Origin of the sequence: Rhizobium mongolense subsp. loessense, from assembly GCF_900099775.1 — a bacterium.
Taxonomy (GTDB): Bacteria; Pseudomonadota; Alphaproteobacteria; order Rhizobiales; family Rhizobiaceae; genus Rhizobium; species Rhizobium loessense.
Genome location: NZ_FMTM01000001.1, coordinates 1,222,087 through 1,242,369 on the forward strand (window position 1 = coordinate 1,222,087; position 20,283 = coordinate 1,242,369).

At 58.7% G+C, this 20,283-nt stretch carries 23 protein-coding genes; 12 read left to right on the forward strand and 11 right to left on the reverse strand.

Features of this window, described 5'->3' with window-relative positions:
* Positions 1-33 precede the first annotated feature (33 nt).
* From BLP23_RS06145 to BLP23_RS06155, 3 genes are all read left to right on the forward strand, one after another.
* On the forward strand, positions 34-459 hold the full coding sequence (locus BLP23_RS06145) for a DoxX family protein (protein WP_092583953.1): 426 nt from the start codon (positions 34-36) through the stop codon (positions 457-459).
* Positions 460-470: 11 nt separating this feature from the next.
* A complete protein-coding gene (locus BLP23_RS06150; RefSeq protein WP_092583954.1) occupies positions 471-1,148 on the forward strand; it encodes a glutathione S-transferase family protein in 678 nt (225 codons plus the stop codon).
* Between the two features lie 112 nt (positions 1,149-1,260).
* Positions 1,261-2,514 carry an aminopeptidase gene (locus BLP23_RS06155; protein WP_092583955.1) on the forward strand — a complete coding sequence of 418 codons (1,254 nt, stop codon included), beginning with the start codon at positions 1,261-1,263 and terminating at the stop codon, positions 2,512-2,514.
* Here the strand turns inward: BLP23_RS06155 and BLP23_RS06160 are convergent.
* Positions 2,462-3,373 carry an EamA family transporter gene (locus BLP23_RS06160; protein WP_092583956.1) on the reverse strand — a complete coding sequence of 304 codons (912 nt, stop codon included), beginning with the start codon at positions 3,371-3,373 and terminating at the stop codon, positions 2,462-2,464. The genes BLP23_RS06155 and BLP23_RS06160 overlap by 53 nt on opposite strands.
* Positions 3,374-3,472: 99 nt before the next feature.
* On the opposite strand from BLP23_RS06160, the gene BLP23_RS06165 reads away from it, so the two are divergent.
* Positions 3,473-3,955, forward strand: coding sequence for a MarR family winged helix-turn-helix transcriptional regulator (locus BLP23_RS06165; protein ID WP_092584299.1), 483 nt, complete (start codon positions 3,473-3,475; stop codon positions 3,953-3,955).
* Here BLP23_RS06165 and BLP23_RS06170 read toward each other — a convergent pair whose 3' ends face one another.
* The 3 genes from BLP23_RS06170 to BLP23_RS06180 are packed head-to-tail and all read right to left on the reverse strand — an operon-like array spanning position 3,956 to position 8,028.
* Complete coding sequence (locus BLP23_RS06170) at positions 3,956-4,546, reverse strand: NAD(P)H-dependent oxidoreductase (protein ID WP_092583957.1); 591 nt, start codon at positions 4,544-4,546, stop codon at positions 3,956-3,958. It lies immediately after the preceding gene.
* An 8-nt stretch (positions 4,547-4,554) separates the two neighbouring features.
* Positions 4,555-6,135, reverse strand: a complete 1,581-nt coding sequence (gene xseA / locus BLP23_RS06175) for an exodeoxyribonuclease VII large subunit (RefSeq protein WP_092583958.1) — start codon at positions 6,133-6,135, stop codon at positions 4,555-4,557.
* Positions 6,136-6,189: 54 nt separating this feature from the next.
* Positions 6,190-8,028 carry a hypothetical protein gene (locus BLP23_RS06180; RefSeq protein ID WP_092584300.1) on the reverse strand — a complete coding sequence of 613 codons (1,839 nt, stop codon included), beginning with the start codon at positions 8,026-8,028 and terminating at the stop codon, positions 6,190-6,192.
* 172 nt (positions 8,029-8,200) lie between these two features.
* Between BLP23_RS06180 and BLP23_RS06185 the strand changes: the two genes are divergently transcribed.
* From BLP23_RS06185 to BLP23_RS06200, 4 genes are read left to right on the forward strand one after another with little or no spacing between them, the layout of a single operon-like run.
* Entirely contained in the window at positions 8,201-9,202 is a 1,002-nt protein-coding gene (locus BLP23_RS06185; RefSeq protein WP_092584301.1) for a glycosyltransferase, read from the forward strand.
* Positions 9,203-9,232: 30 nt separating this feature from the next.
* Complete coding sequence (locus tag BLP23_RS06190) at positions 9,233-9,937, forward strand: class I SAM-dependent methyltransferase (protein WP_092584302.1); 705 nt, start codon at positions 9,233-9,235, stop codon at positions 9,935-9,937.
* 11 nt (positions 9,938-9,948) lie between these two features.
* Positions 9,949-10,311: a DMT family transporter gene (locus BLP23_RS06195; protein ID WP_092584303.1), complete on the forward strand. Its 363-nt coding sequence runs from the start codon at positions 9,949-9,951 to the stop codon at positions 10,309-10,311.
* Positions 10,304-10,696 (forward strand): hypothetical protein, encoded by a 393-nt coding sequence (locus BLP23_RS06200; RefSeq protein ID WP_092583959.1) that lies wholly within the window; start codon positions 10,304-10,306, stop codon positions 10,694-10,696. Before BLP23_RS06195 ends, BLP23_RS06200 begins: the two co-directional genes overlap by 8 nt.
* Here BLP23_RS06200 and BLP23_RS06205 read toward each other — a convergent pair whose 3' ends face one another.
* Positions 10,697-11,683 (reverse strand): Gfo/Idh/MocA family protein, encoded by a 987-nt coding sequence (locus tag BLP23_RS06205; protein ID WP_092583960.1) that lies wholly within the window; start codon positions 11,681-11,683, stop codon positions 10,697-10,699. It abuts the gene before it with no gap.
* A 179-nt stretch (positions 11,684-11,862) separates the two neighbouring features.
* Here BLP23_RS06205 and BLP23_RS06210 point away from each other — a divergent pair, with 179 nt between their 5' ends.
* Positions 11,863-12,810 carry an aldo/keto reductase gene (locus BLP23_RS06210; protein ID WP_092583961.1) on the forward strand — a complete coding sequence of 316 codons (948 nt, stop codon included), beginning with the start codon at positions 11,863-11,865 and terminating at the stop codon, positions 12,808-12,810.
* 9 nt (positions 12,811-12,819) lie between these two features.
* A complete protein-coding gene (locus BLP23_RS06215; protein WP_092583962.1) occupies positions 12,820-13,263 on the forward strand; it encodes a GNAT family N-acetyltransferase in 444 nt (147 codons plus the stop codon).
* Here BLP23_RS06215 and BLP23_RS06220 read toward each other — a convergent pair.
* Positions 13,253-13,870: a hypothetical protein gene (locus BLP23_RS06220; RefSeq protein ID WP_092583963.1), complete on the reverse strand. Its 618-nt coding sequence runs from the start codon at positions 13,868-13,870 to the stop codon at positions 13,253-13,255. The genes BLP23_RS06215 and BLP23_RS06220 overlap by 11 nt on opposite strands.
* Before the next feature lie 153 nt (positions 13,871-14,023).
* Between BLP23_RS06220 and BLP23_RS06225 the strand changes: the two genes are divergently transcribed.
* Both BLP23_RS06225 and BLP23_RS06230 read left to right on the forward strand, forming a co-directional pair.
* Positions 14,024-14,524, forward strand: coding sequence for a YciE/YciF ferroxidase family protein (locus BLP23_RS06225; protein ID WP_092583964.1), 501 nt, complete (start codon positions 14,024-14,026; stop codon positions 14,522-14,524).
* A 117-nt stretch (positions 14,525-14,641) separates the two neighbouring features.
* The gene (locus BLP23_RS06230; protein WP_092583965.1) at positions 14,642-15,001 is read left to right on the forward strand and encodes a nuclear transport factor 2 family protein; all 360 of its coding nucleotides are present in this window, start codon (positions 14,642-14,644) and stop codon (positions 14,999-15,001) included.
* Positions 15,002-15,066: 65 nt separating this feature from the next.
* Here the strand turns inward: BLP23_RS06230 and pheT are convergent, their stop codons facing one another.
* The 5 genes from pheT to infC form a co-directional block, all read right to left on the reverse strand.
* Complete coding sequence (pheT, locus tag BLP23_RS06235; RefSeq protein ID WP_092583966.1) at positions 15,067-17,490, reverse strand: phenylalanine--tRNA ligase subunit beta; 2,424 nt, start codon at positions 17,488-17,490, stop codon at positions 15,067-15,069.
* 15 nt (positions 17,491-17,505) lie between these two features.
* Positions 17,506-18,588, reverse strand: coding sequence for a phenylalanine--tRNA ligase subunit alpha (gene pheS / locus BLP23_RS06240; protein ID WP_092583967.1), 1,083 nt, complete (start codon positions 18,586-18,588; stop codon positions 17,506-17,508).
* A 150-nt stretch (positions 18,589-18,738) separates the two neighbouring features.
* On the reverse strand, positions 18,739-19,143 hold the full coding sequence (gene rplT / locus BLP23_RS06245) for a 50S ribosomal protein L20 (RefSeq protein ID WP_092583968.1): 405 nt from the start codon (positions 19,141-19,143) through the stop codon (positions 18,739-18,741).
* 39 nt (positions 19,144-19,182) lie between these two features.
* Positions 19,183-19,386 carry a 50S ribosomal protein L35 gene (rpmI, locus tag BLP23_RS06250; protein WP_004108077.1) on the reverse strand — a complete coding sequence of 68 codons (204 nt, stop codon included), beginning with the start codon at positions 19,384-19,386 and terminating at the stop codon, positions 19,183-19,185.
* Between the two features lie 299 nt (positions 19,387-19,685).
* On the reverse strand, positions 19,686-20,222 hold the full coding sequence (gene infC / locus BLP23_RS06260) for a translation initiation factor IF-3 (protein ID WP_074063010.1): 537 nt from the start codon (positions 20,220-20,222) through the stop codon (positions 19,686-19,688).
* Between the last annotated feature and the right edge of the window lie 61 nt (positions 20,223-20,283).

The following is a 20,283-nucleotide window of genomic DNA, read 5'->3' on the forward strand; positions in this document are numbered from 1 at the left end:
GCATTTACATCTAACATCGGGAAATTGACGAATATGGACACAGATAAATCCATCCTCTATGCAACCGCCCTGCTGCGGATCAGCCTCGGCACGATGTACCTCGCCCACAGCATGCTCCTGAAACTGATGACCTTCGGACTGCTGGGGACCGCCGGATATTTTACGTCGATCGGCTTGCCGGGCTGGCTGGCCTACCTCACTTTTGCCGCCGAAGCGGTCGGCGGGACGCTCTTGGTTCTCGGCATTCAGAGCCGCATCGCCGCCTTGGCGCTCGTACCGGCCCTTGTCGGCGCAATCATCTGGGCGCATGGCGCGAACGGCTGGGTCTTTACTGCGCCCGGCGGCGGCTGGGAATATCCGCTCTATCTGATCGTGCTTTCGATTGCCCAGGCCATGCTCGGAGATGGCGCCTTCGCCCTTCGCCCTTCACAACCGCTTGCACCTGCAAAGGCCTCTTAAGGGAATATGCCATGCAAAAGCTTACCCTCATCTCGCACCATCTGTGCCCTTATGTGCAGCGTGCTGCGATTACGCTTGGTGAGAAGGGTGCGGCCTTCGAACGCGTTTTCATCGATCTCGATGACAAGCCGGACTGGTTCTTGAAGATTTCTCCGCTCGGCAAGGTTCCGCTTTTGCTGATCGAGGAAGACGGGCGGCAAGTCGTCCTTTTCGAAAGTGCGGCAATATGCGAATACATCGACGAAACGCAACCCGGGCCGAGGCTTCATCCGCAAGATGCCCTGACACGCGCCCGACATCGCGGATGGATGGAGTTCGGCTCGTCCATCCTGGCCGATCTGTGGATGTATGAAACCACTAGCGACCGAAAGGTGCTGGAGACCAAACGAACGGTCCTTGCATCGAAATTCCTTATCATCGAAACCGAGCTTTCCGGCGGACCACTTTTCGTCGGGAAAAGTTTCAGCCTCGTGGATGCCGTCTTCGCACCGATCTTCCGATATTTCGATGTTTTCGACACAATCGGCGACAGCCACATCTTTGATGGCCTGGAAAAGGTGAAGCGTTGGCGAAGCACTCTTTTGCAGCGGCCGAGCGTTAGGCAAGCCGCCGCTACCGATTATCACGAGCGTCTCGTCGCGTTCCTTGAGAAACATCAGTCGGCATTGCTTGAACAGGCGGCTGCTTAAGATCGGGCAATCTCTTGCCGCCCTGCATTTTCACGCTGGCGAACTTCATTTTCGCCCAAAAGGGGTCTAAGTCTGGCATCTTCAGAGAGAAGATTTCAGGAGGTAGCCGGCCATGACGTTCATGCCCCAGAGTCAGAATTCCGTCGATCCAATCAAGCTCGAAAAGCTCGCCGAGGTCGCCGTCAAGGTCGGCCTGCAGCTTCAAAGGGGTCAAGATCTGGTAATGACCGCGCCGATTGTCGCAATGCCGCTGGTTCGCTTGATCACCAATCACGCCTACATGGCCGGCGCGGGCCTTGTTACGACTTTCTACTCCGACGAAGAAACGACACTTGCCCGCTATCAATACGGCACCGACGAAGGCTTCGACCGTGCGTCCGGCTGGCTCTACGAAGGTATGGCAAAGGCATATCAAAACGGCGCGGCACGTCTTGCAATTGCCGGCGACAATCCGATGCTGCTTTCCGAACAGGATCCAGGCAAGGTCGGCCGCGCGAACCGGGCGAATTCCACTGCCTACAAACCAGCACTCGAAAAGATCTCGAACTTCGACATTAATTGGAACATCGTTGCCTATCCGAATCCCTCCTGGGCGAAGGTCGTGTTTGCGGACGATCCTGAGCCGATTGCGGTCGCGAAACTGGCAAAGGCAATCTTTGCCGCCTCGCGCGTCGATCTCGACGATCCGGTCTCAGCCTGGAGGGAGCACAATACGAACCTTGCCGCCCGCTCATCCTGGCTGAATGGTCAGCGCTTCGCAGCACTGCATTTCAAGGGACCGGGTACCGATCTGACTGTTGGCCTTGCCGACGGTCATGAGTGGCATGGCGGCGCCTCCGTCGCCAAGAACGGCGTAACCTGCAACCCGAATATACCGACGGAGGAGGTTTTCACGACGCCGCACGCGCTGCGCGTCGAGGGCCATGTCTCAAGCACCAAGCCGCTCTCCCACCAGGGCACGCTGATAGACAACATCCAGGTTCGTTTCGAAGAAGGCCGGATTGTCGAGGCCAAGGCTTCGCGTGGCGCGCAGGTATTGAACAAGGTGCTCGACACCGACGACGGCGCCCGCCGCCTCGGCGAAGTGGCGCTCGTGCCGCATTCCTCACCGATCTCGGCGAGCGGTATCCTGTTCTACAATACGCTTTTTGATGAAAACGCCTCGTGCCATATCGCGCTCGGACAATGCTACTCGAAGTGCTTCCTCGACGGCGCAAAGCTCAGCCAGGACCAGATCAAGGCGCAGGGCGGAAATTCCAGCCTTATCCATATCGATTGGATGATCGGTTCCGACAAAGTGGATATCGATGGCATCAAGCCGGACGGCTCACGGGTTCCGGTGATGCGGCAGGGAGAATGGGCCTGACGGGCGCCATTGCTCTCTGGCTGATCCAGACGCTCGCCAGCACAAGCAGGAAACCGAAGAGCTGCACGGGCGTCAAGCTCTGGCCAAGCGCCAGCCAACCGAGAAACGTCGCAACCAGCGGGCTCAAAAAGCCAAGTGACGCGGCCGCTGCTGGTTCGATCTTCGACAGGCCGCGGAGCCATACGACATAGGTGAAGGCCGCACCAATCAGTCCGAGATAGGCCATGCCCAGCACATTTGCAGTTGTCGGCATCGGAAGAGCCGGCTCGAACATCAGCGCGACGGGCACAAGCAAAAGCCCACCAGCCGTCAGTTGCCATGCCGTGAAGGCGAGGTTCGAAACCGGCGGCGTCCAACGGCGCGAAAGCACCGTGCCGAAAGCCATTGATACGGCGCCCGCGAGGCCGGCGGCAACGCCAACTGGATCGAGCGCAGCCTTGGGTGTTAACACCATCAGCGCGACGCCAGCCATTCCGGTCAAACCGGCAAACACGACGAGAAGCTTGATCGGCTTGCCAAGAAAGAGGCGCGATAAAGCGATAACGATCAGAGGCTGAATAGCCCCTACCGTCGCGGCGACACCGCCTGGAAGCCGGTAAGCGGAAACGAAAAGCATCGCCCAGAAGAACGAAAAATTCAGCGCGCCGAGGATGAAGACCCTCCCCCACCAGGTACCAAACGGCAAGCGACGGATGGTGGCGAGCAAGAGGAGGCCGGCAGGCAAGGCGCGCAGCATTGCGACAGTCAGCGGATAGCCGGCAGGCAGGAACGCCGTCGTTACGAAGTAGGTGCTGCCCCAGATGGCGGGCGCAATGGCCGTCGTCAGGACATCGGCTGCATATGTGCTATTTTTCTTCATATCAAGAATCTCTATTTCAAGATAAATTCACCATAGGAGCATTTATCTTGACGTCAAGACATATCATGCTATCGCTTGTTCATGAAGGATGAGGAAGCAATGGACCGGGTCGATAAAATCCTTTCCCAATGGCAACGTGAGCGGCCAGACCTCGATGTCGAGGCCATGGCTATCCTGGGGCGCCTGAAACGACTGACGACACATCTCGGACGCGAGGTAGAGCAAGTCCTGCTGCAGCACGGGCTTTCGTCATCCGCCTTCGACGTGCTGGCAACGCTTCGGCGTTCCGGAAAACCCTATCGCCTCTCGCCTGGAGATCTGCTGGCGATGACGATGGTGAGCTCCGGTACGATGACCAACCGCATCGACCAGCTCGAGAAAGCAGGTTTCGTCGAACGCGTACTTAACCCCGACGACCGGCGAAGTGTGCTGATTGCATTAACGGAGAATGGTTTTGCGGCCGTCGAGGCCACGGTCGGTGCCCATGTCGCTAATCAGCAGCGGCTTATCGAAAACCTCAGCGATGAAGACAAGGCAGCTCTCGATGCGCTGCTGCGCAAGTTCCTCGCGAAATTCGAATAGTCAGATCGCGCTCAGCGCCTTGCGCACGCGATCAAGATGAGCTTGTCGTTTGGCAGCCGTCGCGCGATCCATGTCGTGCAGGCTGAGCATTCGAAAATTCAGGCCCTTAGAGCAGAAATTCGCAATGCCGCGCTTCAGTAGCCGGCGCACCGGATCGCCCATGGAGAGATGAACCAGCCACCACGGCGAGCCTGTCGTCGTCAGAGCCCAGAGCAGCTTAATATTTGTCAACTGCGGAACGATCCGCCCGCCGGCCACATCATGCGAGAAGGCAACACCGGGCGCGAAGACCCGATCGAAGAACCCCTTGAGGATCGCCGGGAAATTGAACCACCATTGGGGAAAGACGAGGATCAAACCATCGGCCGCCTTCAACCGCTCCACAATCTTTGAGACGCCGGAGGTGTCATAGGGAATGTCGAAGTAGCCGCCGCGCTCGGCCTTCGTGAGGCGAGGGTCGAAATCCTCGGCGTAGAGATCGAGCAGATCAACCGAATGACCAGCTTCCGCCAGAGCTTCACGCGCAGTCTTTGCAACAGAGGCCGCAAAACTCTCGTTAAGCGGATGGGCGAGCACAAGCAGGATACGCATCGGTCCTCCTAGAACAGGCTACCCTGCTTCGGCGGCATGCTCGGCTCGTCAGGCCTTGCCAACCGTTTCCTCGGTGGCGCACCGCCTTCCGTTGTCACGGCGCCGACGCGGCCGTCGGCAAACTCGATCGAAATGCCCACGCCGACCGAAAGCGCCGCGGCTTGCGATACCGGCCGGTTTTCATCGTCGCGGATCACTGCATAACCGCGGTTCAGAACGTTCTTGTAGGAGAGCGACTGCAATACGCGGTCCTGTGCCGAAAGCTCGCCCCTTGCCCGTGTCAACTGATGGCGGACAGCGGTATCGGCGTGACGGGACAAGTTTGCCAGATGGTCGCGTATGCGTGCCGTCTGCGTCTTCAGTCGCGTCGGCAAGGACGCAAAGACGGCATCGGCCCGCCCGACACGGGACCTGGAGCGATCGATCGATCGCTCCACCGTGCGCTCGGCGCGCGTCATCCGCTCGGCAAGCATCTGGCGGCGCTCGGCAATGCGGTTCGAAAGAACGTCCGGCCTCAGATGCGATGCGGTGCGCTCGAAACTCCGACGCTTGTTGATGGTGTTGAGCTCCAGCCCGCGGCCGAGGCCTGCGGCCGCTTCATCAAAGCGCCGGCGCGGCAGTGCCAACAACTGATCGAGCGACGGCAGCGCTCGCATCAATGCCCGAACGGACTGCCGCCTGTGATCCATCTGCCGGCTCATACAGCCTTGCAGACGGGCCGAAAGCGCAGAGACCTGGGCGTCCAGTTCGGCTTTGACGGGAACGGCCATTTCTGCAGCCCCCGTCGGCGTCGGCGCACGCACATCGGCCGCATAGTCGATCAGCGTCCAATCGGTTTCGTGGCCAACCGCCGAGATAAGCGGAACTTCACTTTCAGCAGCGGCGCGCACGACAATCTCGTCATTGAAGCTCCAGAGATCTTCCAGGCTGCCGCCACCACGCGCGACGATCAGCACATCAGGCCTCGGTATTTCGCCGCCCGCCTGGAAGCCGTTGAAACCGCGAATGGCATTGGCCACCTCCTCGCCGGAACCATCGCCTTGCACCTTGACTGGCCAGACGATGACATGGACTGGAAAACGATCGGAAATGCGGTGCAGGATATCGCGAATAACGGCGCCCGTTGGCGACGTGACGACGCCGATGACGCTCGGCATGAACGGCAGCCGCCTCTTGCGCGCTGCGTCGAAAAGACCCTCAGCACCAAGCCTGCGCTTGCGCTCCTCGATCAACGCCATCAGCGCGCCCGCACCCGCGGGCTCCAGCGTTTCAATGACGATCTGGTACTTCGACGAGCCTGGGAAGGTCGTCACCTTGCCGGTGGCGACCACCTCCATGCCTTCTTCCGGCCGGAACCTTAGCCGCGAGAACGTGCCTTTCCAGATGACGGCGTCGATACGGGCGCGATCGTCCTTCAGCGAGAAATAGGCATGCCCCGATGAATGCGGGCCGCGATAGCCGGAAATTTCGCCACGCACCCGGACCTGGTCGAAAGCGGTTTCGACCGTGCGCTTGATCGATCCCGAAAGTTCGGAGACCGAATATTCAGTCAGGTTGGTGGGCGAATCGGTGTCGAAGACATTGCTCATCCTTCCTTTCTAGCGAAAGCAGAGGGAAAGATCAGTAGAGCATCGGGTTAGCGCTCAATTTTCCGGTTTGAAGAGAAAGAACTGCACCCCAACGCCCGCAGCCTTGGGAAGCGGTTGGAGGTAGGACGGCACATTGCCCCTCGCCAATTGAGAATAAAGACCCTCCGGCTTCAGTTTTGCAAACTGCATTGTCGGATAATCGTCGGGACAGAAAGCCAAAACACGAACGTCCGCCCCCCTCAGGAAGGCCTCTGCATCCTTCGGTTCCGAAAGGCCGATATGCATTTCGGTCAGCATACCCCGGGGATTGCGATGATAAGGTGCGGTCAGAACATGCTGGCTCGTAAAGCGGAGGATCGGCACGCCGAGTTCAGATGAGGCCGCCACCATGCCGACAGGCATCGCATTCAGCGGCGCAAGAGCCTCTCTTGAGATACACGAAGGCTTGTTTTCCTCGTCTTTCGCTTCGTTCTTGTCTTCCTCCGTTTGCCTCTGCAACTCAATGAAGGCTCCTGCAACGGCCCAAACAGCAGGTACGCTGGCAAGCACCAGCATGATGTAACAGAATGCGGCAGCGACATTTTCGCGATCGCTGTTCGATATACGGCGGATGTCGATAATCAGCAGCGCTAGCGGCAGGATAGCGATCAGGTTTGCAAAGGGTGCCCCGCGCACCTGCATGAGGCCGATGGCCCAGCAGAGGACGAGCAGGAAAAGCAGTATGGCGTGAATTCGCACCCTGTCGCGATAGAGGATTCGGAATGCGCTGACAGCAATGCCCAAAAGACCGACTGCGTAAAAGGCACCGATGCCGAAAGGCTCGTCGCGGATCATGTCGAGAATCGAGCGTGCTTCTGAAATATTGTTCAGCCACAGCTCAACGAGCATTGGGTCGAGATCGTCAAGCGGATTATGCAGGCATTGGGGCGCGATCACCATGGCTGAAGCTGCAACAGCGATGCCGATACCACCAAGTGCAGCGAAGCGTCCTCTTCTCGACGTACGGCTTGCGAAAACAGCCGCAACGGAAAGCATCCCACCGCCGATCGCAGCGAGGCTGTAAAAACCAAGCGAAAAATTGTCGCAGGTTACGGTCGAATATAGGCGGGGCGGCATAGTCGAGAAGAACAGAATACTGACGGCCAGAGTGAGCGTCAGCCCGAATGCTTTGGCAGCCCTCTGAAAGGCTTCCCCCACCCAAGCCCAATGAAGAGCGACGACAAGGCAAACCGATGCGACAAAAGGTGTGGTCTCGACACCAATGGCCACCGCCAGGGCCGCCGTCAAGCCTGCAACGACATAGCTCCAGGCCCGGTGCTCCTCATCGAGAAGCATTGCCGTCATCAACGCGACAAGCCCGATCTGCACGTTGTGATGATCGATCGCACCGGGCACGAAACGGTTGCTTGTCCATACGCCTAGTGCGGTCATCACCAGACAGATATGCATGGCAGGCACGCCGCCGATGCGGCGGCCCGCACTCGCCATCGCAAGCATGAGAGGGATAACGAGTGAGACAGGCCAGATCGCGAGCGCCACGGCCTCGGCCTGCTCGCCCGCCAGAAACAAGCCGAAGAACTTGATGAGCCCCGCGATCGGCAAATCGATCAGCCGCGACCAGTGCATCAGCGTGCCATCAACGCCCAGCCGGTATTGCGTCAAATCGAACCAGCTCTGTCCGGAAAGAAAATCCCTTACTTCGACGAGCCGCATGCCGTCGTCATTGTCCGGACCGACATAGTCTTTCGTCCCGATCAGCTTCACCGGCAAAATACTCGCGATTAGCACCGCGCTATAAAGCGACACCGACGGCCATAGACGCATGAGAAGCATGCGGATGGCGGCAAGCAACACGATAGGCGGCGAAGATTTAGAAGCTGAATTGCCGGTCATTCCTGCGACGTTCGCCATTCCTGCTGTCCCGTCCTAAGCTGCGCGAACTTTAGCTTTTGCAGATCAAGAAAGTGTAAAGCGTCCGAATGGCTGCCGACTCTTCCCGCGTTATAGGGTCTTATTAACGCTGGTGTTTTAGACTGCACGCCAATTGTGAATGGCAAGTGGCATCATGACACGATCACAGACCAAAACCCTAAACATCGCTGTCCTGCTTCCGTGCTACAACGAAGCAGCCACGATCGGTGCGGTGGTTCGCGGCTTCAAAGCGGCGCTGCCGCAAGCACAGATACATGTCTACGACAACAATTCGACAGACGGCACCGCGCTCCATGCGATGCTGGCCGGCGGCGCTGTCGTGCGCGAACGGCGCCAGGGCAAGGGCCATGTTGTGCGCCGCATGTTCGCCGATATCGACGCCGACATCTATCTGATGGCAGATGGCGACGGCACTTATGCGCCGGAAGACGGCGAAGAGCTGATCCGCACGCTGCTGACCGAACGCGCCGACATGGTAGTCGGAACGCGGCGCGGCGTTCATTCCGACGCGGGGCGCAATGGACATGCTTTCGGCAACCGCATCTTCAACATTCTCTACCGCACGATCTTCGGTCCGGACTTCACCGATATCTTCTCAGGCTACCGGGCCTTCTCGCGCCGTTTCGTCAAGAGCTTCCCGGCCGTTTCCGCCGGTTTCGAAATCGAGACCGAAATGTCTGTCCACGCCTCTCGGCTCAAGCTGCCGGTCGCCGAGCTGGAACTCGATTACGGCCGCCGCCCGGAAGGTTCGCACTCGAAACTCTCGACCTTGAAGGACGGCGGCAAGATTCTCTGGATGTTCGCCATGCTGATGAAGGAAACGCGGCCCTTTGCCTTCTTCGGCCTCATCAGCGCGTGCTTCATGCTGTCGAGCATGGCTTTCATGGCGCCTGTGCTGGCGGAATACTTCGAGACCGGGCTTGTCAACCGCATGCCGACATGGGTTCTCTCCATGGCGCTGATGATGATCTCCTTCATGGTCTTCACAGCGGGTCTGATCCTTGATTCCGTCGCACGCTCGAGGGCCGAGCAGCTTCGCATTCATTACCTCAACGTCGCCGCGTCGAGCCAGGGTCTAACGCCGGAAAAGTCCATTGAAACCGCGCCAGATGGCAAGACCACGCGTATCGCATAGTTGCTTCCGCTCAAAGGTGATGCCCTTTCCATGAACAGAGAAACCACAAACCGCATTCGTTTCGTGCTGGAAGATATCCTGCCGCCGGTTGTCCGTGATTCCGGTGCGTTTCGCTGGGCAGCGCGGCGCGTCTGGGGCGACCATATCACGCACTTGGCGAAATTTCGTGAGCGAGCACCGTTTCTTTCGGCAGAGGAATATGCCGAGCTTTACCGCAAGCATCCCCGTGTTCACGAAGGCACGGACAATTCTGCGGCCTGTATCAACCGCATCCTCGGATCGATCGCGGGAGAGAGCGTCTGCGATATCGGTTGCGGTACGGGTGCGCTGCTCCGCAGCATCCAGGCGGCGCATCCCGGGCTTAATCGCCTTACAGGCGTCGACTTCGTGATTGAAGACGCAGCACGGCTGCCTGGCATCGAATATGTCGCGGCCAAGGTCGAAAACCTCCCCTTTGCAGATGCGGAATTCGACACGGTCATCTGCACGCATGTGATCGAGCATATTCTCGACTACCGGCAAGCGATTGCGGAACTGCGCCGGATTGCAAAACGCCGCCTGATCATCATTGTGCCGAGGGAACGCGAATACCGCTACACGTTCAATCCGCACTTCAACTTCTTCCCTTATACGCACTCCTTCCTGAGAGCTGTCCACCCGGTGCCTCCGGCCTTTGTCTGCGAGGATATCGGTCGCGACATCTTCTATTCGGAAGAGAGAGGTGCAGCGGATTGAAGGACGGTTCGATGATTTCCACTTTTTCGACAGCAACATGGATTGGGCTTATCGGCACGCCGCTGCTGATTGCCTCGGGCCAAGTGCTGTTCAAGCTGGCGAGCGCGGCCACAGGCGAGCTCAGTGTCCGCAATATTCTTGCTCTGCTTCTCAATCCGGTGTTGCTTGCAGCGCTGCTCCTTTACGGTCTCGGAACGATTATTTGGATTTACGTCCTGAAAGCCGTCCCGCTGACGATTGCTTACTCCTTTATGGGATTGACCTTCTGTTTCGTGCCTTTGCTGGCGCAGGTCTTCCTTGGAGAAGCCCTTACTGTTCGCTACGCCATTGGCGCGGCTTTCATCATTGCCGGCATGCTCGCGATCAATGGCTGACGCCTCTCTCAATCGAAGCGGGTCGCTTCTGCGCTTTGCCGCATTGTCGCTGCTTGGATTGGCGGCCGAAACGCTACTCTTCCATTTGCTGCTGCAGGTGATGCAAGGCCCTCTTTTGACGCGGGCAGTGAGCCTTGTTGCAATCCTTGGCATTATGCTCGCTATGCTGCGACGCATCGATCTCACGACGGGTGGCCGGCTGTCGGTCGGTCGCACCGGTATCGTCGCCATCCTGCTGATTGCGGCGATCTTGAATTATGCTCTCTACGCCACGCTCATAACGGTATTGCCGTCTCTGCAGCCGTTGGCGGCGATGGTTCTCGCCTCCGCCTCTACACTGTGCTTTGCAATTTTCGGCTACATCCGCTTCGCTTTTCGCGAATAATCAAACAGGCTCCCAGCCGTCCTTCTCGCTCGCGCGGTAGATCGCGTCGATCACCTTTTGGTTCAGCTTCGAGCTTTCGAGCGTGACGACCTCTTCCTTCTCGCCCTTGGCAGCGCGGGCGAAAGCTTCTGCTTCACATTTGTATTGGCGGCTGTCCTGGAAGCGGAAGATGGTCGACTCGTTGTGGTTGCGGTTGGCGAGTTCCAGTTCCTCCGGACCCCAGCGGTCGGCGTTGAAAGGCGATTTCACCTCGATGTAGCCTTCCGTGCCGTGGAACACCATGACCTGGCGGTTTGCCATCTGGGTGGAGATGTAGAAGCTCAGCTCGAAATCGCCGAAGTCGGCCTTCACGCTCGAATAGATATCGGTGCCGAATTCCGGGTCACGTTCGGTGACGGCCTGGATGCGCAGTGGTTCCTTGCCCGTCGAAAAGCGCGTGCTGATGGTCGGATAGACTCCGATATCGGGCAGGCCGCCGCCGCCAAGTGCGGGAATGTTGCGCATGTTGCCGGGATCGCGATTGAAATAGGTGAAGGCACCTTGGACATGGCGAAGCTTGCCGATCGCGCCGTCGGCGATCAGCGAGCGGACCTTTCGCCAGACCGGCGCGTAGGTCACCATATAGGCTTCGGTAATCAGGACCTTGCTGCGATCACGCGCAGCAATGAGGCTGTCGATTTCGTGGGCATTGAGGGCGATCGGTTTTTCGCAAAGGACGTGCTTGCCGGCGTCTGCCGCCTTGATGGTCCATTCGACATGCTGCGACGTCGGCAGCGGAATGTAGACGGCGTCGATCACGTCGGAGGCGAGCATCTCCTCATAGGAGCCGAAGGCGTGCGGCACGGAAAAGCGGTCGGCCATCTCGCGCGCCTTTTTCAGGTCGCGGCTGGCAATCGCGGTGACGACGCAGTTTTCCGCGTCCTGAATGGCCGGAACGACGAGTTCACGGCCAATCTTTGCCGTCGAAATGATACCGAAACGGAGCATGGCTTAGCCTCCCAGAGCTTGAATGGGTGCAACCTTATTCAGGGGTAGCGGGTGACGCAATGGCGTGCGCGCAAATCACGAAAGATTGGTTTCCTCTGCCGGAACCTGCGCTAGTTTACTCAAGGCGACGCTCTGCCGCATCCGTACTTTCAATCAAATCAGCAATTTAGGATAGCGCCATGGAAATGCGCCGGCTCGGAAAAACAGGTCTTTCAATCTCGCCTATCGTCTTCGGCGGCAATGTCTTCGGATGGACGGCCGACGAGAAAACGTCTTTTGATATCCTCGATGCATTTTTCTACGCGGGTCTCAATACCATCGACACGGCCGACGTCTATTCCTCCTGGGTGCCGGGCAACAAAGGCGGCGATTCCGAGGAGATCATCGGCAAGTGGCTGAAGAACGGAAAGCTCTCCCGCGACAGGGCGGTCATCATCACCAAGGTCGGCTCCGACATGGGCCAAGGCAAGACGCTGAAAGAGCAGTATATCCTAAAGGCCGTGGAGGATTCGCTCCGCCGCCTGCAGACGGATTACATCGACCTCTACCTCTCCCATTGGCCCGACGAAAATACCCCTTATGAAGAAACGCTCGGCGCCTTCGCCAAGCTGAAGCAGCAGGGCAAAATCCGAGCGATCGGCTGCTCCAATCTCGATGCCGGCCAGCTTCAGGCATCCTTCGATGCCGCCGAGAAGGCTGGCGTTCCTCGCTACGATGTGGTGCAACCCGAATATAATCTTTATGAGCGATCGAGCTTCGAAGGCCAGCTTGCCGATCTTTGCGTGAAGGAAGATGTCGGTGTCATCACCTATTTCAGCCTCGCAGCCGGCTTTCTCTCCGGCAAGTACCGCAGCAAGGCCGATACGCAGGGCAGCGCCCGCAAAGATCGGGTCGCGAAGTATCTCGATGATAAGGGCATGTGCCTTCTCGCCGCGCTCGATCAGATTTCCGCCGAGACGGGCGCGAAACCAGCCGAGATCTCGCTCGCCTGGCTGCTCAACAAGAAAGGCGTGACGGCACCGATCGCCAGTGCTACCAGCACCTCACAGCTCGATAGCCTGGTGAAGGCAGCGAAGCTTGAGCTCTCTGGCGAAGCAATGAGACTGCTCGACAGAGCAGGCGCCTGAGGGGATGACATGACCGTGACGATCCGCGATGCGAGACCGGAAGACGAAGCGCGCTGGCGCGAACTCTGGAAGGATTACCTCGCCTTTTATGAAGTCACGGTCGATGGCGACATTACCGATTCAACCTGGCGCCGGGTTTTCGATCCGGCGTCAGCAATCTTCATGCGCGTTGCGGAAGTCGACGCAGAGGTGATGGGCTTTTCCCTATCACTGACGCATGAAGGCACATGGATTCGGGGCAAGGACTGCTATCTCGAAGACCTGTTCGTCGACCCCGGCGCCCGCGGCAAAGGGGTCGGTCGGGCGCTTTTGGATGACCTGATTTTGCTCTGCAAGCAGCACGGCTGGTCGCGCCTTTACTGGCACACCAATGAACAGAACAAGACGGCACGTGCGCTCTACGACAGCTATGTCGAAAGCGACGGACACATCCGCTATCGCATCAGTTTCTGAACGGCGGAAAGCCCTCGTAGAATTTCGAATGATCGCCTTGCCAATTCGCCATGCCGGGCTTGGTGAGAGTTCCGCGCGGCCGCACATAGCTATGGATCGCACGCTTTGGCCGCTCGTGCCATTGGATATTAAAGGCCCATAGCTTTGGAAAGAAGCAGAGCGATGCATAGGGCAGATGATCGTGGATCCACCAGGCGAGCTTCTGCCAATCTTCCTCATCACGATAAGTATCGATCATCCAGGGCACGACGACACAGGCCGTCGCCCCCATGCAGCCATCGAAATCGCGCATGTCCCAGATATGGTCCGCCGTACTCGAGGCATTCGTCGAGCAATTGAGCTTGTTCTTGTTTCCAAATTCATTGACGGCGGCAGAACGGTAGCCCGAGCGGATGTGCAGCCTGCCGAACGTTGCCTGAAGCGGCTCGAGCAGTTCCTTGCAAAGCCGTCTACCCGCCTCAATTGCAAGATCCGGGTCGTCTGGAATATTTGGAATGCGATAGAAATCGGCGATCTCGGAATGCAGGAAATCGCGGAGGAAGAAATTCTTCGAAAGCCGCGCCCGGCCCATATCCTCGAGCGATTTCATCGACCCAGGCTTTTTCATGCGTCTCTCCTCCGTCCGCCGGCACGAACCTATCCCGTCATCCAGCTATTGCCACCCGGAAATCGCGGGCTCCAGCGGAACAATTTCCAATCAGGTCGCTTCTCTAAGGGTTCACGACTGCGTGATTCCAAAACGAGAACAAGGATCGAAGAAATGGCCAAGGGAAAGACACTTGAGGATCTCTACTACGACACTCTGAAGGATATCTACTTCGCCGAGCGGCAGATTCTGCGCGCCCTGCCGAAGATGGCCCGCGCTGCTCAGTCCGCCGAACTGAAGGCCGGTTTCGAAAAGCATAAGGAAGAAACCGAAGCCCATGTAGAACGCCTGCAGCAGGTGTTCGAGATTGCCGGCAAACGTGCTCAGGGCAAGACCTGCGAAGCAATTCAAGGCATCATCGCTGAAGGCGAAGAGATCATGGAAGAATTCAAGGGGACGGCCGCAGTCGACGCCGGCCTGATCTCTGCGGCGCAGGCCGTGGAGCACTACGAGATCGCCCGTTACGGCACTCTGAAGACCTGGGCGCAAAACCTCGGCTACAAAGACGCCGTTGTGCTGCTGGACCAGACCCTGCAGGAAGAAGCGGCAACTGACAAGTTACTCACGAAACTCGCCGTCACCGCCGCAAACCAGAAAGCCGCCCGCGCAGCTTGACGACAATCACCTGGAGCAGCCGGTCGGACCGGCTGCTCCACACTTGGCATGGCTTGCCAAAGGACCGCCTGCCTCTAAATCTTCCAGCTATCATGGCGCCGATACGGAGGGTGCAAGATGTCCGAACAGCAGGCAATCGAAGCAGTCGTCCATCTCTACGTCGAAGGCATGACCTTTGCCAACGAAGCCGCATTGCGAAAGGCCTTCCATCCGCAAAGCACAATCATCGGTCACTATGAACATGCGGTTGAATGGCTGACGCGCGACGAATTCATCGCTGCGATCACCGCCGAAGGCACCGCCCCGCCGGGAACGCAACCGTATATGGATATAGCAATGATCGATGTCGCAGGCGATGCCGCGATGGCGAAGGTGACCGACGAATTCGCCGGGATGCGCTTTACCGACTATCTGTCGATGCTGAAGATCGACGGTCGATGGACCATCGTCAACAAGCTTTACTACCTGCATTCCTAGGCGGCGCAGCTTTCACTGCTTCAGGCCGGCCCGGCCGCCGGCCCGGAGGCCTATCGTATGCTTTGTCAGCTTCGTAGCATACCGCCGGTAAACTTCGTCACGCTCGCCACGATCTTCTGCGTCAAAGCCTCAAAATCCTCGTCCGTCAACGTCCGCTCGACGGGCTGGATCTGCACTTCAATCGCAACCGACTTCTTGCCTTCGCCAAGCGATCCGCCTTCGAAGATGTCGAAGACATTGACGCCGGTGACCAGCTTGCGGTCGGCACCGCTCGCAGCCTTTATGATCGCGCCTGCTTCAACCGCCTTGTCGACGACGAAAGCGAAATCGCGCTTGACGGCCTGGAAGGGCGAAAGGTCCAGCGCCGGCTTCGTGCGCGTCGCCTTCTTCTTAGGCTCGGGCATAGCGTCGATATAGACCTCGAAGCCGCAGAGCGCGCCTGAGACATCGAGCGCTTCGAGCGTCGAAGGATGGAATTCGCCGAAATAGCCAAGAACGACCTTCGGGCCTATCTTGATGGTGCCGGAACGGCCGGGATGATACCATTCCGGTCCGCCCTGCTCTATCTGGATGTTGCCCATCGGCAGGCCGCAGGCCTCGATCACCGCTAGCGCATCGGCCTTGGCGTCGAAGACATCGACCAGCTTGCCGCCGCCCTTCAAATTGTTCGACCACATGCGGCCAGCGCCGGTGAGCGACGCCGTGCCGCGGCGAATGCCACCGGCAACACGACGCTGGCCTTCCGGCCTGTCATTCTCGTAGGTTCCTGAAACTTCGAAGATCGCCACATCGCCGTAGCCCTTGTCGGCGTTTCGCTGCGCAGCCATCAACAGACCCGGCAGGAGCGACGGACGCATGTCGGACATTTCGGCTGCGATCGGGTTCGCAAGCTTGAGTGCCGGCGAGCCGCCGCCGAAGAGCTTCGCCTGCTCTTGCGAAATGAAGGACCACGTGACGGCCTCCAGCATGCCGCGCGAGGCGAGCGCCCGCTTGGCCATACGCGTGCGGATCTGCAGCGTCGTCAGAATCTTTCCGTTCACGGCGGCATGGCTTTCCAACGGCGCCGGCTTGATATTGTCGACGCCGTGGATGCGCATGACTTCCTCAACGAGGTCGGCCTTACCGCCGACGTCCGGACGCCAGGAAGGAACAGCGACTGAGACCCTTTCGCCCGAGCCCGACACAACGAAGCCGAGGCGGGTCAGGATATCCTTGCTCTCCTCAGTCGAGACTTCTAGGCCGGTCAGGCGCCTGACTTCCCAGTAAGGAAAATCGACGATCTTCGGCTGATAGCCCTTGTAGCCGACGACATCCGCCTTCGCCGGCGTGCCGCCGCAAAGTTCAAGAACGAGTTCCGTGGTGCGCTCCAGACCGGGAACCATATATTCCGGATCGACGCCGCGCTCGAAGCGATAGCGGGCATCGGTGATGATGCCCAGACCGCGGCCGGACTTGGCGATGTTCATCGGGTCCCAGAGCGCGCATTCGATCAGCACGTCGGTCGTGTTTTCGTCGCAGCCGGAATGCTCGCCGCCCATGATGCCGCCGATCGACTCGATGCCGTCCGCATCGGCGATCACGACATTGTTGGGGCCAAGCTTGTATTCACGCTGGTCGAGCGCCAGCACCGTCTCGCCTTCCCTCGCACGGCGGACGGTCAGATTGCCGCTTACCTTGGCAGCGTCAAAGACGTGCATCGGCCGGCCCTGATCAAAGGTCATGTAGTTGGTGATATCGACCAGCGCATTAATTGGACGCAGGCCGATCGCCAGCAGCCGCTGCTGCATCCAGCGCGGGCTCGAGCCGTTCTTGACGCTGCGCACGAGGCGGAGCGCAAAACCCGGGCAGAGCTTTTCGTCGTCAAGATCGAGCTTCACCTTGACAGGCGTCTCGCCTTCGACGGCGAAGGACGGCGCAGGCCGCGTCTTCAGCGTGCCGAGACCCGAAGCGGCCAGATCGCGGGCGATGCCGTAAATGCTCGTGCAGTCCGGACGGTTCGGGGTGAGGTTGATCTCGATGACAGGATCGTCCAGATGGGCATAAGCCGCATAGCTGGTCCCAATTGGCGCGTCGTCGGGCAAATCGATGATGCCCTCATGATTGTCAGAGATCATGAGCTCCTTTTCGGAGCACATCATCCCATGGCTTTCGACGCCGCGGATATTGCCGACCGAAAGCGTCACATCGATGCCGGGAACATAGGTGCCCGATGCGGCAAATGCGCCGACGAGGCCCGCCCGCGCATTCGGCGCCCCGCAGACGACCTGGATCGGTGCACCCCTGCCGGTATCGACCGAGAGAACCTTCAGGCGGTCGGCCTGCGGATGTTTCTCAGCGGAGAGAACCTTGGCGATGACGAAGGGCCTGAAGGCCGCCTTGTCATCGACATGTTCGACCTCCAGCCCGATCATCGTCAGGCGGGTGCAGATTTCATCGAGGGTGGCATCCGTTTCCAGATGATCCTTCAGCCAGGAGAGCGTGAATTTCATGATCTCAATCCTCCCTTACACGCTCAAGCCGCCGAACAGCGTCGGCATGTCGAGCGGGCGGAAGCCATAGTGGGTCATCCAGCGGACATCGGCGTTGAAGAAGTCGCGCAGGTCGGGCATGCCATATTTCAACATGGCGATGCGGTCGAGGCCCATGCCCCAAGCAAAGCCCTGATATTCGTCCGGGTCGAGACCGCCATAGCGCAGCACGTTCGGATGGACCATGCCACAGCCGAGGATTTCCATCCAATCCGTTCCCTCGCCGAATTTGACGATCGGGCCCGAGCGGTCGCATTGGATATCGACTTCAAAGGACGGCTCGGTGAACGGGAAGAAGGACGGGCGAAAACGCATCGTGACGCTGTCGACCTCGAAGAAGGCCTTGCAGAACTCTTCGAGCACCCAGCGCATGTTGGCGACGTTCGCCTTCGTGTCGATCACCAGGCCCTCGACCTGATGGAACATCGGCGAATGGGTCGCGTCCGAATCCTGGCGATAGGTCTTGCCAGGGATGATGATGCGGATCGGCGGCTTCTGCGCCTCCATGGTGCGCACCTGTACGGGCGAGGTGTGCGTACGCAGCACTTTTCGCGCGCCGTTCTCATCCGGTTGGAAGAAGAAGGTGTCGTGCATTTCGCGGGCTGGGTGGCCTTCGGGGAAATTCAGCGCCGTGAAATTGTAATAGTCGGTCTCGACATCCGGACCTTCGGCGATCGAGAAGCCCATGTCGCCGAAGATTGCGGTGATTTCGTCGACGATCTGGCTGATCGGGTGGATGCGGCCGCGCTCGGCGGGCGAAGAGCGGACCGGCAGGCTGACGTCGACCGTCTCGGCCCTGAGGCGGGCATTGACCGCCGCTTCCTTGAGCGTCGCCTTGCGAGCGGCAAGCGCATCAGCGACCTCATTCTTGAGGACGTTGATTGCAACACCCTTGGTCTGGCGCTCTTCAGGCGACATCGTGCCGAGGGTCTTCAGGAGCTCGGAAACGGAGCCCTTTTTCCCGAGGGCCGAAAGGCGCACGGCTTCGAGTGCCGGTTCGTCGTTGGCGGCAACAATTTCCGCAAGCAGCGATGATTTGAGCTGGTCGATATCTGACATCGTCAATTCTTTCCGTCCGGGATCAGGCGGGCAATCGGAGGCTGGTTAGAACCGGCCGGGCAAGCAGTAGAGAGAAAGAAAAACCCGCGCCAGCCCAAACCAGCGCGGGTTTCCCAAAATTCAAATAGCGTCAAGCTTGGGAAGCGCTGGTTAACGAACCGCGCTTTCAAACTCGTTCTTCGTACCGGCATCCTTGAGGTACTCGAGGGCCTTCTTGGAGGCTGCGACGAGCGCGCCGAATGCTTCCGGCTCATGGATCGCCATGTCCGAGAGGACTTTGCGGTCGACCTCGATGCCAGCCTTGTTCAGGCCGTCGATGAAGCGGCCGTAGGTCAGGCCGAATTCGCGGACGGCAGCGTTGATGCGCTGGATCCAAAGCGCGCGGAAATTGCGCTTGTTGACCTTGCGGTCGCGGTAGGCGTACTGCTTGGCGCGATCGACGGCAGCCTTGGCGGTACGGATGGTGTTCTTGCGGCGGCCGTAGAAGCCCTTTGCTGCCTTCAGAACTTTCTTGTGCTTGGCATGGGCTGTAACGCCTCTTTTTACACGTGCCATTTCATGATCTCCTTAATCTAAAGCGTTCGCGGAATAGTCTTAGAGACCGTTCGGCAGGTAGTTCTTCACAACCTTGCGGCCATCGGGTTCTGCGAGAACCATCGTGCCACGTGCATCGCGAATGAACTTGTTGGTACGCTTGATCATGCCATGGCGTTTGCCAGCAGCGGCGGCCTTGACCTTGCCGGTCGCGGTAATTTTGAACCGCTTCTTGGCCGAGGACTTCGTCTTCATCTTGGGCATTTTGCTACTCCGTTTCTATCCTCCCTGCGCGCTTCTTCAAAAAAGCCCTCCTGCGATGTCCGGTCTTCCGGCCGTCGCAACAAGGTGCGGGAGCGTTTGTTGTTGATCTGCGGCATGGCGACGAAACCATCCCCGCAAGCATTCGAAACTGCCACGGCATGCCCTGCCGGTCAGTTCGGACGCGCGCTTATACCCGCAGCGCCGCGAAAGTGCAACGGGGCAGACGAGGATTCTTCAGGCGTGCTGAAAAACACAAAAGCCGCCCTTACAGACGGCTTTGATGTATTGATGAGGACCGCTCACTTCGGCGCGAGCACCATCATCATCTGGCGGCCTTCAAGCTTCGGTTCGGCTTCGACCTTTGCAAATTCCAGTGTGTCGGCCTTGACCTGCTGCAGAAGCTTCATGCCGAGTTCCTGGTGGGCCATTTCGCGGCCACGGAACTTCAGCGTCACCTTCACCTTGTCGCCTTCCTCAAAGAAGCGGCCCATAGCCTTCATCTTCACCTCATAATCATGGGTGTCGATGTTCGGACGCATCTTGATTTCTTTGACTTCGACAATCTTCTGCTTCTTGCGCGCCTCGGAGGCCTTCTTCTGGTTGGCGTACTTTAGCTTGCCAAGATCGAGAATCTTGCACACAGGCGGTTCGGCGTTGGGAGAAATTTCCACAAGGTCGAGGCCGGCTTCTTCAGCCATTCTCAAGGCCTGATCGGTGGGCACCACGCCCAAATTCTGTCCTTCAGCATCAATCAATTGAACCTTAGGAATACGGATTTCCCGGTTCGAACGCGGCCCTTCCTTCACGGGCGCGTCGGTTTTAAAAGGTCTGCGAATGGTCGTACTCTCCTCGAGTTGTTTCAGATCGCAGCTTCGCGCTCCATTGGGGCGCAACGAA

Bases quoted from the DNA above. Each gene is read 5' to 3' on its own strand.
- BLP23_RS06145 (WP_092583953.1), top strand. From the start codon at position 34: ATGGACACAGATAAATCCATCCTCTATGCAACCGCCCTGCTGCGGATC.
- BLP23_RS06150 (WP_092583954.1), top strand. From the start codon at position 471: ATGCAAAAGCTTACCCTCATCTCGCACCATCTGTGCCCTTATGTGCAG.
- BLP23_RS06155 (WP_092583955.1), top strand. From the start codon at position 1,261: ATGACGTTCATGCCCCAGAGTCAGAATTCCGTCGATCCAATCAAGCTC.
- BLP23_RS06160 (WP_092583956.1), bottom strand. From the start codon at position 3,373: ATGAAGAAAAATAGCACATATGCAGCCGATGTCCTGACGACGGCCATT.
- BLP23_RS06165 (WP_092584299.1), top strand. From the start codon at position 3,473: ATGGACCGGGTCGATAAAATCCTTTCCCAATGGCAACGTGAGCGGCCA.
- BLP23_RS06170 (WP_092583957.1), bottom strand. From the start codon at position 4,546: ATGCGTATCCTGCTTGTGCTCGCCCATCCGCTTAACGAGAGTTTTGCG.
- xseA (WP_092583958.1), bottom strand. From the start codon at position 6,135: ATGAGCAATGTCTTCGACACCGATTCGCCCACCAACCTGACTGAATAT.
- BLP23_RS06180 (WP_092584300.1), bottom strand. From the start codon at position 8,028: ATGACCGGCAATTCAGCTTCTAAATCTTCGCCGCCTATCGTGTTGCTT.
- BLP23_RS06185 (WP_092584301.1), top strand. From the start codon at position 8,201: ATGACACGATCACAGACCAAAACCCTAAACATCGCTGTCCTGCTTCCG.
- BLP23_RS06190 (WP_092584302.1), top strand. From the start codon at position 9,233: ATGAACAGAGAAACCACAAACCGCATTCGTTTCGTGCTGGAAGATATC.
- BLP23_RS06195 (WP_092584303.1), top strand. From the start codon at position 9,949: ATGATTTCCACTTTTTCGACAGCAACATGGATTGGGCTTATCGGCACG.
- BLP23_RS06200 (WP_092583959.1), top strand. From the start codon at position 10,304: ATGGCTGACGCCTCTCTCAATCGAAGCGGGTCGCTTCTGCGCTTTGCC.
- BLP23_RS06205 (WP_092583960.1), bottom strand. From the start codon at position 11,683: ATGCTCCGTTTCGGTATCATTTCGACGGCAAAGATTGGCCGTGAACTC.
- BLP23_RS06210 (WP_092583961.1), top strand. From the start codon at position 11,863: ATGGAAATGCGCCGGCTCGGAAAAACAGGTCTTTCAATCTCGCCTATC.
- BLP23_RS06215 (WP_092583962.1), top strand. From the start codon at position 12,820: ATGACCGTGACGATCCGCGATGCGAGACCGGAAGACGAAGCGCGCTGG.
- BLP23_RS06220 (WP_092583963.1), bottom strand. From the start codon at position 13,870: ATGAAAAAGCCTGGGTCGATGAAATCGCTCGAGGATATGGGCCGGGCG.
- BLP23_RS06225 (WP_092583964.1), top strand. From the start codon at position 14,024: ATGGCCAAGGGAAAGACACTTGAGGATCTCTACTACGACACTCTGAAG.
- BLP23_RS06230 (WP_092583965.1), top strand. From the start codon at position 14,642: ATGTCCGAACAGCAGGCAATCGAAGCAGTCGTCCATCTCTACGTCGAA.
- pheT (WP_092583966.1), bottom strand. From the start codon at position 17,490: ATGAAATTCACGCTCTCCTGGCTGAAGGATCATCTGGAAACGGATGCC.
- pheS (WP_092583967.1), bottom strand. From the start codon at position 18,588: ATGTCAGATATCGACCAGCTCAAATCATCGCTGCTTGCGGAAATTGTT.
- rplT (WP_092583968.1), bottom strand. From the start codon at position 19,143: ATGGCACGTGTAAAAAGAGGCGTTACAGCCCATGCCAAGCACAAGAAA.
- rpmI (WP_004108077.1), bottom strand. From the start codon at position 19,386: ATGCCCAAGATGAAGACGAAGTCCTCGGCCAAGAAGCGGTTCAAAATT.